At 72.2% G+C, this 12,803-nt stretch carries 14 protein-coding genes; 4 read left to right on the top strand and 10 right to left on the bottom strand.

From position 1 onward, the window contains the following. Window positions 1-3: 3 nt before the first annotated feature. Both J8403_RS02700 and J8403_RS02705 read left to right on the top strand, forming a co-directional pair. Window positions 4-912 (top strand): PDR/VanB family oxidoreductase, encoded by a 909-nt coding sequence (locus J8403_RS02700; RefSeq protein ID WP_211121664.1) that lies wholly within the window; start codon window positions 4-6, stop codon window positions 910-912. Between the two features lie 76 nt (window positions 913-988). Beyond that, window positions 989-1,756: a siderophore-interacting protein gene (locus J8403_RS02705; protein WP_211121665.1), complete on the top strand. Its 768-nt coding sequence runs from the start codon at window positions 989-991 to the stop codon at window positions 1,754-1,756. Window positions 1,757-1,784: 28 nt separating this feature from the next. On the opposite strand, the gene J8403_RS02710 is transcribed toward J8403_RS02705, so the two are convergent. The 3 genes from J8403_RS02710 to J8403_RS02720 all read right to left on the bottom strand — a co-directional run bounded on the left by J8403_RS02710 (window position 1,785) and on the right by J8403_RS02720 (window position 3,703). After that, window positions 1,785-2,387, bottom strand: a complete 603-nt coding sequence (locus J8403_RS02710) for a DJ-1/PfpI family protein (RefSeq protein WP_246585655.1) — start codon at window positions 2,385-2,387, stop codon at window positions 1,785-1,787. Between the two features lie 117 nt (window positions 2,388-2,504). Further along, a complete protein-coding gene (locus tag J8403_RS02715) occupies window positions 2,505-2,927 on the bottom strand; it encodes a tautomerase family protein (protein ID WP_211121667.1) in 423 nt (140 codons plus the stop codon). 74 nt (window positions 2,928-3,001) lie between these two features. Further along, window positions 3,002-3,703, bottom strand: coding sequence for an SDR family oxidoreductase (locus tag J8403_RS02720; RefSeq protein WP_211121668.1), 702 nt, complete (start codon window positions 3,701-3,703; stop codon window positions 3,002-3,004). Between the two features lie 184 nt (window positions 3,704-3,887). Here J8403_RS02720 and J8403_RS02725 point away from each other — a divergent pair, with 184 nt between their 5' ends. After that, window positions 3,888-4,586 carry a TetR/AcrR family transcriptional regulator gene (locus tag J8403_RS02725; protein ID WP_211121669.1) on the top strand — a complete coding sequence of 233 codons (699 nt, stop codon included), beginning with the start codon at window positions 3,888-3,890 and terminating at the stop codon, window positions 4,584-4,586. A gap of 51 nt (window positions 4,587-4,637) precedes the next feature. Here the strand turns inward: J8403_RS02725 and J8403_RS02730 are convergent, their stop codons facing one another. From J8403_RS02730 to J8403_RS02755, 6 genes are all read right to left on the bottom strand, one after another. Next, window positions 4,638-5,639: a PfkB family carbohydrate kinase gene (locus J8403_RS02730; RefSeq protein ID WP_246585656.1), complete on the bottom strand. Its 1,002-nt coding sequence runs from the start codon at window positions 5,637-5,639 to the stop codon at window positions 4,638-4,640. Beyond that, window positions 5,636-7,129 carry a purine-cytosine permease family protein gene (locus J8403_RS02735; RefSeq protein ID WP_211121670.1) on the bottom strand — a complete coding sequence of 498 codons (1,494 nt, stop codon included), beginning with the start codon at window positions 7,127-7,129 and terminating at the stop codon, window positions 5,636-5,638. The genes J8403_RS02730 and J8403_RS02735 overlap by 4 nt, the downstream gene beginning before the upstream one ends. Before the next feature lie 61 nt (window positions 7,130-7,190). Next, complete coding sequence (locus J8403_RS02740; protein ID WP_211121671.1) at window positions 7,191-8,198, bottom strand: ADP-ribosylglycohydrolase family protein; 1,008 nt, start codon at window positions 8,196-8,198, stop codon at window positions 7,191-7,193. Window positions 8,199-8,306: 108 nt separating this feature from the next. Beyond that, window positions 8,307-9,023: a GntR family transcriptional regulator gene (locus J8403_RS02745; protein WP_211121672.1), complete on the bottom strand. Its 717-nt coding sequence runs from the start codon at window positions 9,021-9,023 to the stop codon at window positions 8,307-8,309. A 118-nt stretch (window positions 9,024-9,141) separates the two neighbouring features. Then, complete coding sequence (locus tag J8403_RS02750) at window positions 9,142-9,705, bottom strand: CGNR zinc finger domain-containing protein (protein ID WP_211121673.1); 564 nt, start codon at window positions 9,703-9,705, stop codon at window positions 9,142-9,144. 88 nt (window positions 9,706-9,793) lie between these two features. After that, window positions 9,794-10,528 (bottom strand): alpha/beta fold hydrolase, encoded by a 735-nt coding sequence (locus J8403_RS02755; protein ID WP_211121674.1) that lies wholly within the window; start codon window positions 10,526-10,528, stop codon window positions 9,794-9,796. Window positions 10,529-10,591: 63 nt separating this feature from the next. On the opposite strand from J8403_RS02755, the gene J8403_RS02760 reads away from it, so the two are divergent. Beyond that, the gene (locus J8403_RS02760) at window positions 10,592-11,662 is read left to right on the top strand and encodes a helix-turn-helix transcriptional regulator (protein ID WP_211121675.1); all 1,071 of its coding nucleotides are present in this window, start codon (window positions 10,592-10,594) and stop codon (window positions 11,660-11,662) included. Window positions 11,663-11,691: 29 nt separating this feature from the next. Here J8403_RS02760 and J8403_RS02765 read toward each other — a convergent pair whose 3' ends face one another. Beyond that, window positions 11,692-12,711: a D-cysteine desulfhydrase family protein gene (locus J8403_RS02765; protein ID WP_246585657.1), complete on the bottom strand. Its 1,020-nt coding sequence runs from the start codon at window positions 12,709-12,711 to the stop codon at window positions 11,692-11,694. Window positions 12,712-12,803: the final 92 nt, after the last annotated feature.

Consider the following 12,803-nt stretch of genomic DNA (forward strand, 5'->3'; position numbering starts at 1 on the left):
GCGATGCAACAGACCATCGTCGGCGCCATCGAGCAGGTGGCCGAAGACGTCGTATCCCTCGTCCTGCGAGGCGCCACCGGTCCGCTGGCGCCCTGGGAGCCGGGGGCCCATATCGACCTGGCCCTGCCGAACTGGCTGACCCGGCAGTACTCGCTGTGCGGCGACCCGGCGGACCGGGAGTCCTATCGCGTCGCGGTGCGGCACGACCGCCTCAGCCGGGGCGGTTCGGAGTACATCCACCGGTTTCTGCGCCGGGGCCGCACCCTTGAGGTGTCGCTGCCACGGAACCATTTCCCGCTCCTCCCCGCGCCGCAGTATCTCTTCCTGGCCGGCGGGATCGGCATCACCCCGATCCTGCCGATGCTGCGGGCGGCGGTCACCTCGGGCGTCCCGGCGTCGCTCGTGTACATGGGACAGTCGGTCGCGTCCATGCCCTTCGCCGACGAACTGCGCTCCCGCTACGGCGATCGGGTCCGGATCATCGCCACCCGGGAGCAGGGCAGGCCGGACTTCGCCGCTCTGGCAGCCGCGCTGAACCCCGGTGCCGTGGTCTATGCCTGCGGCCCCGGACCGATGCTCGCCGCGGCCGAGCCCGCGTTTCCGGCCGGGCGGCTGCAGGCGGAGCTGTTCCGCCCGGTGCCCAGGTCGTTCGCCCCCAACACGGCGTTCGAGGTGATGTGCGCACGGTCGGGGCGGACGGTTCAGGTGCCGGCCGACGAGTCGCTGCTGGACGCCCTGACCCACGCCGGATATCCGGTGGCGTCCGGATGCCGCGAAGGGGTCTGCGGCAGTTGCGAACTCGCCGTCGTCGAGGGCGAGCCCGAGCACCGGGACGACATCGGCGCCCCCGCGGGCCGGATGTACGCCTGTGTCTCCCGCGCCCTGTCCCCGCGGCTCGTCGTGGATCTGTGATCCCACGGCGAGCGGACTCGAACGGAAGGCGAGGAAAGACGTGCTGCCCAAGGTGCGCACACCCGAATCACGGCGAATGATCACGCTGGAGGTGCGCGGGAACACCAAGCTGACACCCGGATTCTCGACCATCACGCTCGGCGGCCCCGAACTGGAGCATCTGAAGCCCACGGGCTTCGACCAGACCGTGCGGCTGTTCTTTCCCCGCGAGGGGCAGGAGCGGCTGAGAATGCCGAAGCTCTCCAGCGAGGCGTGGATGGCGGAGATTCTTCTGCTGCCGAAGTCCCGCAGGCCCTGGGTGCGCAACTTCACCATCCGCCGCGCCCGGCCCGAACTCGGTGAAGTGGACATCGAGTTCGCGCTGCACGGCGACACCCCGGCCTCCGCATGGGCCCGGCACGCCCGGCCCGGAGACCCGGCGGGCATCTTCGACATGGGCGTGACCTACCTGCCGCCCGCTCATGCCGAATGGCAGCTGCTCGCCGGGGACGAGAGCGCCCTGCCGGCGATCCTCGCCATCCTCGAACACGCCCCGGCGTCACTGGCCGCGGAGGTCTTCCTGGAGGTGGCGGGGACCGCCGACATCCGCTCGGACATCACCGCTCCCGAAGGCGTACGGGTGCGGTGGCTGGCCCGGGACGGCGCGGACGCGCTGCCCGGCAGGCTGGCCCTCGACGCGGTCAGGAAGGCGTCGCTGCGGCCGGGCCGGTTCTACACCTGGGTCGCCGGGGAGGCCGGGCTGGCCACCGGGGTGCGCCGCCATCTGGTGCGGGAACGCGGCGTACCGAAGCCGGACATCGCGTTCTTCGGGTACTGGCGGCACGGCCGCTCCAGCCCCGGCTGACGCCCGCCACCGCGCCGGTGCGGTGTGCTCACACCGGTGGCCGCGGGTCGTACTGGATGCCACGTCGCACCTGACGTGCGCGCTCCGGCGAGGCCAGCCGGGCGACCAGGTGAAGAGCCATGTCGATACCGGCCGAGACCCCCGCGGAGGTGATCACGTCACCGTCGTCGACGAACCGCTCGTCGGGCCGTACGTCGATCGTCGGGTCGAGCTCCGCGAGCAGGTCCAGCGACCCCCAATGCGTGGTCGCGGGCCGCCCGGCCAGCAGCCCGGCCGCCGCGTAGACCAGCGACCCCGTGCACACACTGGTCATCAGGGGAACCGAGCGCCGCTGGGACCGGACCCACTCCAGGTGCCGCTCATCCTTCAGCTGGGGCCGGGTCCCCCGGCCGCCGGGGTGCAGCAGCACATCCAGCGCTGGCAGGTCGGCCATCGCCTGATGTGCCTCGACGGTGAGCCCCTTCGCGCAGGTCACGGGGTTGCCGTCGGCGGAGAGGCAGAACACCTGCCACCCGTCCTCGGCGAAGGTGCGCGTCCAGTACGACAGCACCTCCCATGGGCCGATGGCGTCGAGCTCTTCCACATCCGGGAACAGCAGGATCCCGATCTTCCGCGTATCCGCATGGGCCATACCGTGATCCAACCAGACCCGCCCCCGCTCGGCCATGGGATCTCCCGCGAGGCCGCCGATCGCCGCCGATCGCCGTCGGCGGCCTCCCGCTGCCTTACCGCGGCCGCGGTCGGCCGGTCAGTACGGCAGCGGCCGGTTCTCACTCGCCCAGCGCTGTTCCGCTTCGCTGCGCGGGGGCGGAGGCGCCAACCCGTCGATCATCCAGAGATCCCGGGGCGTCTCGTCGATGTGGAATTCGCAGTACAGCCCGCGGTCCCGGGTGTGAGGGGCCAGCACGCGGTCGAGCCCCTCGGCTGACCTCTTCCTCGTCTCGGGGTCCGACAAGTGGCGGGCGATGTGCTCGACCACGACCCGGACGGTGCGGTTCGACGGCTCGCCGCCGACCAGGAACGAGGACTCCGGGATGTCATGGAAGAGGGTGACGACGTAGAACTTCGGCAGCCCGACCTGGGCGTAGTACTCCGTGACGTCCGCCGCGAACCGCCGCTTCTGCTCGGCGGAATAGGCGTCGACCGGGTGGTAGATGTGCCACAGGGGCATGGCTCTCTCTCCTCAACAGACGATGATGGTGGCAAAAGGCGACGGTGGTGACCGGTGGAGGTCGCCGCGGCCGGTCAGCGGCCGAGGGGAACGGTGAGGCCCTCCACCGGCCCGGCGAGCGCCGCCTTCATCTGCCGGGTCACGTCGTCGACGAGCACCTCACTGACACCGTCCTCGACGCCGTCCAGAACCGTCTCGGCCACGTCGGCGGGAGAGATCTTCTGGGTCGGGATCCCGGCGACCATGTCGGTGTCGGCGAAACCGAGGTGCACGCCGACGACCTGGGTCCCCTGCGGCGCCAGCTCGACTCGGAGCGAGTTCGTCATCGACCACAGAGCGGCCTTCGAGGCGCCGTAGGCGGCCGCGCCGGCGCCCCAGGACAGCACGGAGTGCATGTCGACCAGCGCGCCACCGCCATTGGCCCGCAGGACCGGGGCGAAGCCACGTGCCACCCGCAGCGCCCCGAAGACATTCGTCTCGAACGTCGCCACCACATCGGTCATGTCCGCCGTCAGCAGCGGCGAGGGCAGCAGCACTCCCGCGTTGTTGATGACGATGTTCACATCCGCGGCCCGGTCGGCGAGGGCCGCGACCGCGTCCGCGTCGGTGACATCGAGGGAAACGGCCTCGACCCGCGGGTCCTCGCCGGGGCTGGGCTTCCGAGCCGTCGCGTAGACCTTCGCCGCTCCACGCTCGAGCAGCGCCGCCACGAATGCCTTGCCGATGCCACGTTGACCTCCGGTCACCAGCACCACGGAACCATCGATCGCAACCATGTCGGACCCTCCTTGTCTCAGGGCGCGCTCGGACCGGCAGGGGCGGCGGACCGTGAGGCCGCCGTCCCTGTGGCGCGCTAAAATAGATTACTAGCATCATCTATAACGGGTCGCAAATATCATCGGTGCGGTACCGGCATCCCGTACCCGAGTCCGGCAAGCTATGCAGAAGGAAGTACCGACCATGCCCCGAGCATCCCGAGCCGAGGCCGAGCGCCACCGCGAGCAGGTGATCGCGGCCACCGCGAAGCTGGTGCGCACCCACGGCGCCGACAAGGTGAGCGTTCCCCAGGCGATGGCGGCGGCGGGTCTGACCCACGGCGGGTTCTACCGCCACTTCGCCTCGAAGGACGATCTGATCGCCCAGGCGTGCACGGCCGCGTTCGCCGAACGCCTCGCGGCCATGGATGACCTCGCCGAGGCCGAGGCCGAGAGCGAGGGCGAGGGCGGGGGCCCTGACGCGGACGGAAACGCGGGCCAGGACACGGGCCAGGAGCGCGGCCGCGGCGCCCGGGCGGCCTTCCTGGCGACCTATCTGTCCACCCTCCACCGCGACAACCCCGGGCTGGGGTGCGCCGCCGCGGCACTGGCGGTGGACGCCGCGCGCGCGGAGCCCGGCGACCCGCTGCGGCGGGCCTACGCCGATGGCATGCGCAACCTGATCGACGGCATGGAGCGCATCACGAGGAAGTCCGGCGACGACGCGCCGGACGAAGGGACGATCCTGGTCGAACTGTCCACCATGATCGGGGCGTTGGTCCTGTCACGCGCCGTCGCGGACGACGACCTGTCGGACCGCATCCTGACCGCGGCACGCGACCACGTGCTGGGCGACGATGAGCACACACCCGGAGGGAAGGGCTCGTCCGACACCGCCGGGTGAAGCGCGCTCGCGTCATCGGGGGAACCTCCGTGAGGCGAGCGCGCGGGCGGGCTACCGCCCCAGCGCCGAGGACAGCCGCGCGGCGAGAGGATCGCCGTCGAGGAAGTCCAGCAGCTCGCCGAGGGTCGGTCCGGTGGCGGGGCCGTGCCGGGTGACCGCGAAGGCGGCCGCGGCGTTGGCGCCTCGTACGGCGGTGCCCGGGTCGAGCCCGTGGCCGAGGAGGGCCAGGAACGCTCCCGTATGGGCGTCGCCCGCGCCGTTGCTGTCGACCGCGGTCACCCGGCGGCCGGGGATGTGCAGGGGCTCCCCGCCGGGCGGGACCAGCCGGCAGCCGTCCGCGTCGGCCCGCAGCAGCACACCGGTGCGCGGGCCCAGCCGGGCGGCGAGCGCGGCCGCGGCCTCCTCGGCGTCGTCCCGGCCGGTCAGCAGCCGCCCCTCGCGCTGGTTGCAGCTGACCCAGTCGCAGCGCTCCAGAACGGGTGCCAGCACCTCCTCCGGGATCTGATCGACCAGGGGACCCGGATCGAGGAAGACCCGGATGTGTTCCGGCAGCCGCGCGACGAGCGAGGCCAGGACCGGGCCGTTGACCGGGTAGGCGAGCCCGTAGCCGGAGATCTGCACCATGTCGCCGGGACGCAGCGCGGCGAGCACGGACGCCGCGTGGGCCTCGGTCAGCCGGGCCTCGGCTCCGAGGCTGGTGGCGAAGGTGCGCTCGCCGCCGCCGTCGACGAAGGCGACACAGAAACCGGTGTCCTCCTCCCCTATGGGAGCCAGCACCATCTCGATGCCTTCCCGGGCGAGGTCGGCCCGCACCCGGTCGCCGAACGGCCCGGTGCCATGGGCGCCCGCGTACACGGCCGGCAGGCCCAGGCGGCGGGCGGCGATGAGGACGTTGAATCCGCCGCCCGTGGTGAGGGTGGTGTCCGTGGAGACGATGTCGCCGCCACGTTCGGGCAGTGCGGGCACCCGCATCACCAGGTCGACGATGGCGTTGCCGAGCAGGACCAGCCGGCCGTCCATGGCCTCGCCCAGGGCGCCGTCGTGGTCGCTCATGAGAGCTCCCGCGCGGCCGGGGCGGGCAGCACCTGCTGCTGGGGGCGCCGGCCGGACGCCTCCTCGCGGACGGTGCCGTCGAACCTGCGCAGCACGGCGTAGACGGCGGCGGCGAGCAGCAGGGTCACCACCCACCCCAGCCCGTTGGACCCGATCCAGCTGTGGGACAGCGGCCCGGAGAACCACACATCGGTCGCGCTGGTGCTGGCCTCGGTGAACAGCAGGCCCACCACGATGGCCGCCGCCCAGGCGATCATCGCGGCCCAGGCGATCCCGCCCCGGAACCAGTAGCGGCTGGACCGGCCGACGTCCATCAGGGCCGCGCCGTCGTAGGACCGGCGGAGTATCAGGTCGACCGCGAAGACACCCACCCAGGCGTTGATGGGGACGGCGAGGAGGGTGAGGAAGGTGATGAACGGGCCGTAGAAGTCCTTGGCGATCAGGATGAAGTAGATCCCGCCGGCGAAGGTGACGACCACGTCCAGGCCGACGGCGAGGGTGCGCCGCACCCGTATGCCCAGGGTGATCATGGTGAGTCCGGCCGAGTAGACGGACAGGTGGTTGGAGAGCAGCAGTCCGCCGAACGCGGCGATCAGATACGGGATGGACATCCATGACGGCAGCATCGTGTTGATGGCCGAGACGGGGTCGGAGGCGGAGGCGAGATTCGGTTCTCCCGCCGCGAGGAGCGAGCCCAGCGAGATCAGCACGACCAGCGGGATACCGGCGCCGAAGGCGGAAGCGGCCACCAGCCTGCCGCCGGGAATCCGCCGGGGCAGGTAACGGGCGTAGTCGGCGCCCGTGTTGGCCCAGCCGATCCCGGTACCGGCGGCGATCATGCCGACGCCCACGACCATCGCACTCACCGATCCGACCGGGGCGTGGAAGACCTTGTCCCAGTCCACGGTGGTCGCGAGGAAGATGATCACGACCAGGTTGAGCAGACCGAAGATATAGCTGGCCCACCTGTTGATCCACATGATGGTGGCGTGGCCCAGACCGCTGATGAGCAGCGTGCAGCCGATGAAGACCAGCAGACACACCACGGTCAGGACGGTGTTCCGGCGGATGCCGAAGGCCGCGTCGAGCAGGGCCAGCAGGGCGAAGGCGGCCGTGGTGGTGTTGATGGTCTCCCAGCCGAGCCGGCTCAGCCAGGTGACCAGCGTGGGGCCGGCGTTGCCGCGGACCCCGAACACCGCGCGGGAGAGGGTGAGGGCGGGCGCTCCACCCCGCTTCCCGGCGATGCTGAGGGCGCCCACCAGGGCGAAGGAGCCGAAGGAGCCGAGAATGGCCACGACGGCCGCCTGCCAGATGTTCAGGCCGCGGAAGCTGACCAGGGCCGCGCCGAGCGGCAGACCGAGGATGCTGATGTTCGCGGCGAACCAGGTCCAGAACATCTGGCTGGCGTGGCCGTGGCGCTCGGCGTCCGGAACCGGCTCGATGCCTCGGGTCTCCACGGAGCCGACGCGGTCGTTCTCTGAAGCCGCCATGGTGGTACCTGTCTTTCTGTCCGGGGGCGCTCCGGTGCGGATGTGAGGGCGGGCGTGGGGGTCACTCGGCCGTGCCGGCGCGCAGCGCGAGCAGGGCCTTGGCCAGCGGTTCCAGGTCGAGGCCGTTGACCGAGCGCACAGTGGCGAGGGCTTCGTCGGGCAGGCCGGAGGCCCCGCTGACGGCCCCGGCCATGGCGCCCGCGATGGCGCCGATGGTGTCGCAGTCGCCGCCGAGGTTGGCCGCCAGCAGACAGGCCCGCCACGGCTCGCCCTCGGCGAGGGCCAGCACGGCGAAGGCGGCGGGGACCGACTCCTGGCTGGCGACGCTGGTGCCGACCAGGTCGCAGACGCGGTCCAGGGCCTGCCGCTCGGGCAGACCGCGGACCAGCTCCACGGCCCAGGCGATACGGGCGGCGATATCGGCGCCGGCGACCCAGTGGCCGCGCTCGGCCCCTGCCGCGGCCGCCGTGACCGCCGCGCCGAAGGCGTCCTCCAGATCGCCGCCGTCGATGCCACGGCTCACCGCGGCGGCCACGGCGGCGGCGGAGGCGATGCCGATGGAGGTGTCATGGGTGACCTGGCACGCCTCCGCGACCCGGTCGAGGAAGGGCTCCAACGGGGTGTCGGAGAAGGCGACGCCGACGGGGGTGATCCGCATCGCCGCGCCGTTGGTGGCACCGGCCTTGCCCGCCTCCTCCGGCGGTACGCCGCGGGACACGGCCTCCAGGGCCGCCTTGGTGGAGGGGCCGAGCAGGTCGAACGAGCCCTTGGCCTTCATGGCGCGCTCCCACTCCAGGAGCTCGTGCGCGAGCCGCAGCGGTTCGATCCGCCCGCCGGACCCGGTCAGCAGCCGGCCGACGATGACGGCCTGATCGGTGTCGTCGGTGACCGAACCGGCGGGCATCCCGGCGCTCACCGGGTTGTCCTCCGGGCCGGGCTCGAAACCGGTGACGGCGCCGAACCGGGCGACGATGGACGCCCTGGACATGATCTGGGTGGGCATGCCGAGGGCGTCGCCCATCGCCAGGCCGTAGAGGGCGCCGAGCGCGCGGTCGTGCTGGTGGTTCATTCGGGATTCCTGTCGGTGCGCGGAGGCGGTACGTCGGGGTGGGCGGGCGCCGCGTGGGGTCTCATCAGAGGCCGCATGGGGAGCCTCATCGGTGCCTCATCGGGACTCTCATTGGGGCTGCTCGCCGAAGCCCAGGTGCAGTTGGAAGCGGGCGGGGTCCAGCAGGCTGGTCACCTGCTCGACGATCTGGCCGTCGGCTCCGCGGCTGACCCGGCGGGTGTTGAGCCACACCTCGCCCTCCTGACGGCGGAGCAGTGTCGCCTCGTCGGCGGCCAGTTGCCGTACGGAGGCCCACTCGTCCCCGTGGGTGGCGCGGATGCCGACCGCGGCGAGGGTCTTGGTCAGCGAGCCGTCGAGGAGCCCGCCGAGCGGGACGTCGGCCAGGGCCGGGGCCATCGGCACCCTGCTGCGCTCCAGCGCGACGGCGGTGCCCCCCGGCAGCACGCGCAATCGGTCCAGCGCCATGAACTCGACGCCCTCGATGCCCAGTTCGCCGGCCAGCCGGGCATCGCGCACCGCCTCGAGGCGGAGGACCTCGGTGGTGACCCGGGCGCCCTGGTCGGCCAGTGCCCTGGTCCAGCCCAGGCGGTTGTCCAGCAGGCCGCCGTCGAACGTGACGAACGAGCCGACGCCCGCGTGGGTGGAGATCAGCCCTTGCTTGCTGAGCTCGTCCAGCGCCTGGCGAACGGTGGCCCTGCTGACCGCGAAACGCCGGGTGAGCGCGTGTTCGCCGGGCAGCCTGCTGCCCGGCTCCAGGGCGCCGCTGTGGATCTCACGGGCCAGAACGCGGGCGATGCGCTGATGCTTGAGGACCTGTTTAGGCATGTCCGGTAGTTAGCCATACATGTCCAGTCCTGTCTAGAGTCGCAAGACATCCATCCTGCCGACGGTCGTCCGCCACGAGGCGAGCCGTGTGATCAGCAGCGGGCAGGCGGGGTGCTCATCACCGCGCGGCGGGCTCCTGGGCCCGCCGCTTGCGGGCGCGGTACGCGGCCGCCTTGAGCTTGTTGCCACAAGGGTCCATGGCACACCACTGCCGGCGCCCGCCTCGCGACCGGTCGATGTAGACACGGGTGCATTCGGGGTTGCCGCACTCCTTGAGCAGCGGCACGTCCGGACCGCTGAGGAGCTCGACGGCATGCCGTGCCACCGTGGAGAGCGCCTCTTGCGATGTCGCGTCCGTCCGCCGCCCGCTCGCGGTGAGTTGCGGCGCCGCGGCAGGCTTGCGGGCCGTGTCGTTCACCACGGCGAGTGCCTCGCCGTCGTAGGGATCCCCGGCGACCCGGGCGGTGACCAGCTCGTAGATGGCCTCCCGTACGGCCACCGCGCACTCGACGTCGGCATGCCGACTGGCGGAGACGGTGTCGACGATTCCGGACTCCAGATACCAGGCGTCCAGCCGGTCCGGTGACACGAACATCTCGAACCGCACCGAGCGGCGAGCGCGCAACGTCGCGGCGAAGTCGAGAGCGGGGTTCCCACACAGAAAGACATGCTCCAGATTCACGTCACCATCCTGACAGGTGATTTTTGTCCTCCGCAAGGCTCGCCACCGGCGCCGGGCGGCGAGCCGCTCCAGGGGTGAGTCGTGCCGGTCAGGCCGCGTCGTGCAGGATCGCCGCCAGCTCGCCGGGCCGGTCGAACATCGGCCAGTGCCAGCCGGGCAGCTCCCGGTACGCCGAAGTCTCCGTCGCCATGTGCCGGAAGGCCGGAACGGTGGCGATCAGCGCCCGGACCTGCTCCACCGAGAAGCCGCACAACACGTGCAGCCGCGGCAGCTTCTCCCACGCGTCGGTCAGCCGGACCGGGGTGGTGGCGGTGGCCCACGGCTGCGGCACCGACAGCCGCACCAGCCGTTCCAGCGTGCCGTCCGGCAGTCCGGACACCGCGGAGGCCAGCTGATGCCACGGCGGTGGCGGCAGCTGCCAGCCGTGTCCCTCCTCACGGACCAGCTCGGCGTTGCGCGTCCTTTCCTCCGGCGGGGCGAACTCCGCCTGGGACATCCCGTCCGGCAGCGGGCCGCTGTCGATGAACACCAGCCGCTTGATCCGGTCCGGCATCCGGTCCGCCACGCCCGGGACCACCACCGCACCGGCATAGCTGTGCCCGACCAGGACCACGTCGTGGAGATCCTCGTCCCGGATCAGATTGAGCACATCGGTGATGTGCGTCTCCACATCGGTGTCGGGCCGGGCCAGATGCGCCCGCTCGCCCATCCCGGTCAGGCTGAGCGGATGGACGTCGTGCCCACGGCCGCGCAGGTCGGCCGCCACGGGACACCAGGCCCAGGCCCCGAGCCAGAACCCCGGAAGAAGTACATAGGTTGCCATGGCCCACACGCTAGGAGGGATACCGGACAGGAACCGCCCGGTATCCGCGCCATACTTCCCGGCATGACCCGACCGACCGCCCGCGTGCTCGCCCTGCTGGAGATCCTGCAGGCCGGAGGCACCCGCACCGTCGCCGACCTGGCCGACCGGCTCGGCGTGGACGAGCGCACCGTCCGGCGCTACATCGGCCACCTGATCGACCTGGACGTCCCGGTCCGTTCGGTGCGCGGCCGCTACGGCGGCTACCGGCTCGCCCCCGGCTACCGGATGCCCCCGCTGATGCTCACCGACGAGGAGGCGCTGGCCGTACTGCTCGGCCTGGTCGCCGGGCGCCGGGCCGGGCTGGTGACCACGTCCGTCGCCGCGGCGGAGAGCGCCGCCGCCAAGGTGCGCCGGGTGCTGCCCGAGGCGCTCGGCCGCCGGCTGGACGCGCTGCTGGCGACCGCCGACTTCACCGCTCCCGCCCGTCCCGTGGTCATCCCGGAGACGAGTGTGCTGCTGATGCTCGCGGAGGCCGCGCGGGACCGGCGGCCGGTCGCGCTCAGCTACACCGCCTGGAAGGGGCGGCGCAGCGAACGCACCGTGCACCCGTACGGGATCGTCGCGCACTCCGGGCGCTGGTATGTGACGGGGGCGGACTCGGCCAGCGGCGAGGTGCGTACGTTCCGGCTGGACCGGATCGAAAGCGCGACGGTGCTGCCGGGGTCGTTCGAGGTGCCCGTGGGGTTCGATCCGGCCGCCCGGGTGCTGTCCGGGCTGGCCGGGGTGCCCTATCTGCACGAGGTGTCGCTACGGGTCCAGGGCACGGTCGAGCAGGTCCGCCACCGGCTTCCACCCGGGCTCGCCACGGTGCGGGAGCTGCCCGCGGAGGAGGCGGGCCGTACGTCCGGGGAGGGGGAAGGCGGCGGATGGGTGCGGGTTCAGCTGCGGGCCGAGCGGCTGGAGTGGGTGCCCTCCGTGCTCGCCTGGCTGGACCTCCCGTTCGTGATCGAGTACCCGGAGGCCCTGCGCGGCCATGTGCGAGCCCTGGCCCACCGACTCGCCACCTGTGCCGACGCGGGTGCCGGTGCGGCCGAGGGTGCGGAGTCGGCCCGTTCGGCGGCCACTCCCCCACCACCGCCCCGGGCGGAGTAGCACCTGCCGCCTCACCGGGGGTTCGACACTCAGCCGTGGGGCCACCGTACGGCGGTGTCGGCCACGGCGGAACGCGCCCGCCGCAGCGCCTCGGCGTGCCCGAACAGACCGGGCAGACCGCCGGTGTGCAGGAAGACCGTGCGCTCCCCGGGGCGCACCTGACCGTCGTGGACGGCCGCGATGAGACCGGCCAGGGCACGGCCGGTGTAGACGGGGTCGAGGACGATGCCTTCGGTGCGGGCCGCGGTGGTGATGGCGTCCATGACCGGTTCGGTGAGCGCGGAGTAGCCGGGACCGACCTGATCCAGGCGCAGCCGCAGGGACGTGTCCGCGGGCCGTCCGGCCAGCCCCTCGACCAGGTGGCCGACGGTGTGCCCGGGATCGGCGATGGCTCCGCAGTGCACACCCAGCACCCGCTCGGCTCCGAGGGCGTGGACGAGACCGGCCATGGTGCCGCCCGATCCCACCGCCACGACCGCCGTGGCCAGGTCCGGAGCCTGTTCCAGGAGTTCCGTCCCCGCCTCGGCATAGCCCCGGGCGCCCAGCACACTGGATCCGCCGAAGGGGATCACCGCGGGCCGGGCGCCTTGCTCGCGCAGTTCCCCGGCCACATCCTCCATTGCCGCCGCGAGTTCGGCCTCGCTCACCTCTCCCGCCCATACGACGCGGGCGCCGAAGAGGCCGTCGAGCACGATGTTGCCGGTCATTTCCTCGCTCGGCGCACCGGCGAGGACGAGGACCACGTCCATGCCCAGCCGTGCCCCGGCCGCGGCCGTCAGGCGGGCGTGGTTGCTCTGCGCGGCCCCGCTGGTCACCAGTGTGGTGGCGCCCTCGGCGCGGGCGGCCCCGGCCGTCCACTCCAGCTTGCGGACCTTGTTGCCCCCGCCGCCCAGCCCGATGAGATCGTCCCGCTTGACCCACAGATCACCGGGCTCCAGCCCGATCGCACGGGCCAGCCGCGGCGCGGGCTCCAGCGGTGTGGGCCGGCTCATCAGCTCGGCCCGCGTGGCTTCCTGACCCGGCGTGGCTTCCTGACGCTCTTGTGACACGATCGCCGCCTTCGCTCGCTGCGCTGAGGGATATCGGGGTGGGAGAAACGGCCGTTGGACGGTCGCGGGACAGGTGCGCCGACGCGCGGCCG

Source organism: Streptomyces yatensis (assembly GCF_018069625.1).
Lineage (GTDB): Bacteria > Actinomycetota > Actinomycetes > Streptomycetales > Streptomycetaceae > Streptomyces > Streptomyces yatensis.

Excerpts from the sequence above, each read along its gene's own strand:
- J8403_RS02700 (WP_211121664.1), top strand. The coding sequence starts at position 4 with ATGCAACAGACCATCGTCGGCGCCATCGAGCAGGTGGCCGAAGACGTC.
- J8403_RS02705 (WP_211121665.1), top strand. The coding sequence starts at position 989 with ATGATCACGCTGGAGGTGCGCGGGAACACCAAGCTGACACCCGGATTC.
- J8403_RS02710 (WP_246585655.1), bottom strand. The coding sequence starts at position 2,387 with ATGGCCCATGCGGATACGCGGAAGATCGGGATCCTGCTGTTCCCGGAT.
- J8403_RS02715 (WP_211121667.1), bottom strand. The coding sequence starts at position 2,927 with ATGCCCCTGTGGCACATCTACCACCCGGTCGACGCCTATTCCGCCGAG.
- J8403_RS02720 (WP_211121668.1), bottom strand. The coding sequence starts at position 3,703 with ATGGTTGCGATCGATGGTTCCGTGGTGCTGGTGACCGGAGGTCAACGT.
- J8403_RS02725 (WP_211121669.1), top strand. The coding sequence starts at position 3,888 with ATGCCCCGAGCATCCCGAGCCGAGGCCGAGCGCCACCGCGAGCAGGTG.
- J8403_RS02730 (WP_246585656.1), bottom strand. The coding sequence starts at position 5,639 with ATGAGCGACCACGACGGCGCCCTGGGCGAGGCCATGGACGGCCGGCTG.
- J8403_RS02735 (WP_211121670.1), bottom strand. The coding sequence starts at position 7,129 with ATGGCGGCTTCAGAGAACGACCGCGTCGGCTCCGTGGAGACCCGAGGC.
- J8403_RS02740 (WP_211121671.1), bottom strand. The coding sequence starts at position 8,198 with ATGAACCACCAGCACGACCGCGCGCTCGGCGCCCTCTACGGCCTGGCG.
- J8403_RS02745 (WP_211121672.1), bottom strand. The coding sequence starts at position 9,023 with ATGCCTAAACAGGTCCTCAAGCATCAGCGCATCGCCCGCGTTCTGGCC.
- J8403_RS02755 (WP_211121674.1), bottom strand. The coding sequence starts at position 10,528 with ATGGCAACCTATGTACTTCTTCCGGGGTTCTGGCTCGGGGCCTGGGCC.
- J8403_RS02760 (WP_211121675.1), top strand. The coding sequence starts at position 10,592 with ATGACCCGACCGACCGCCCGCGTGCTCGCCCTGCTGGAGATCCTGCAG.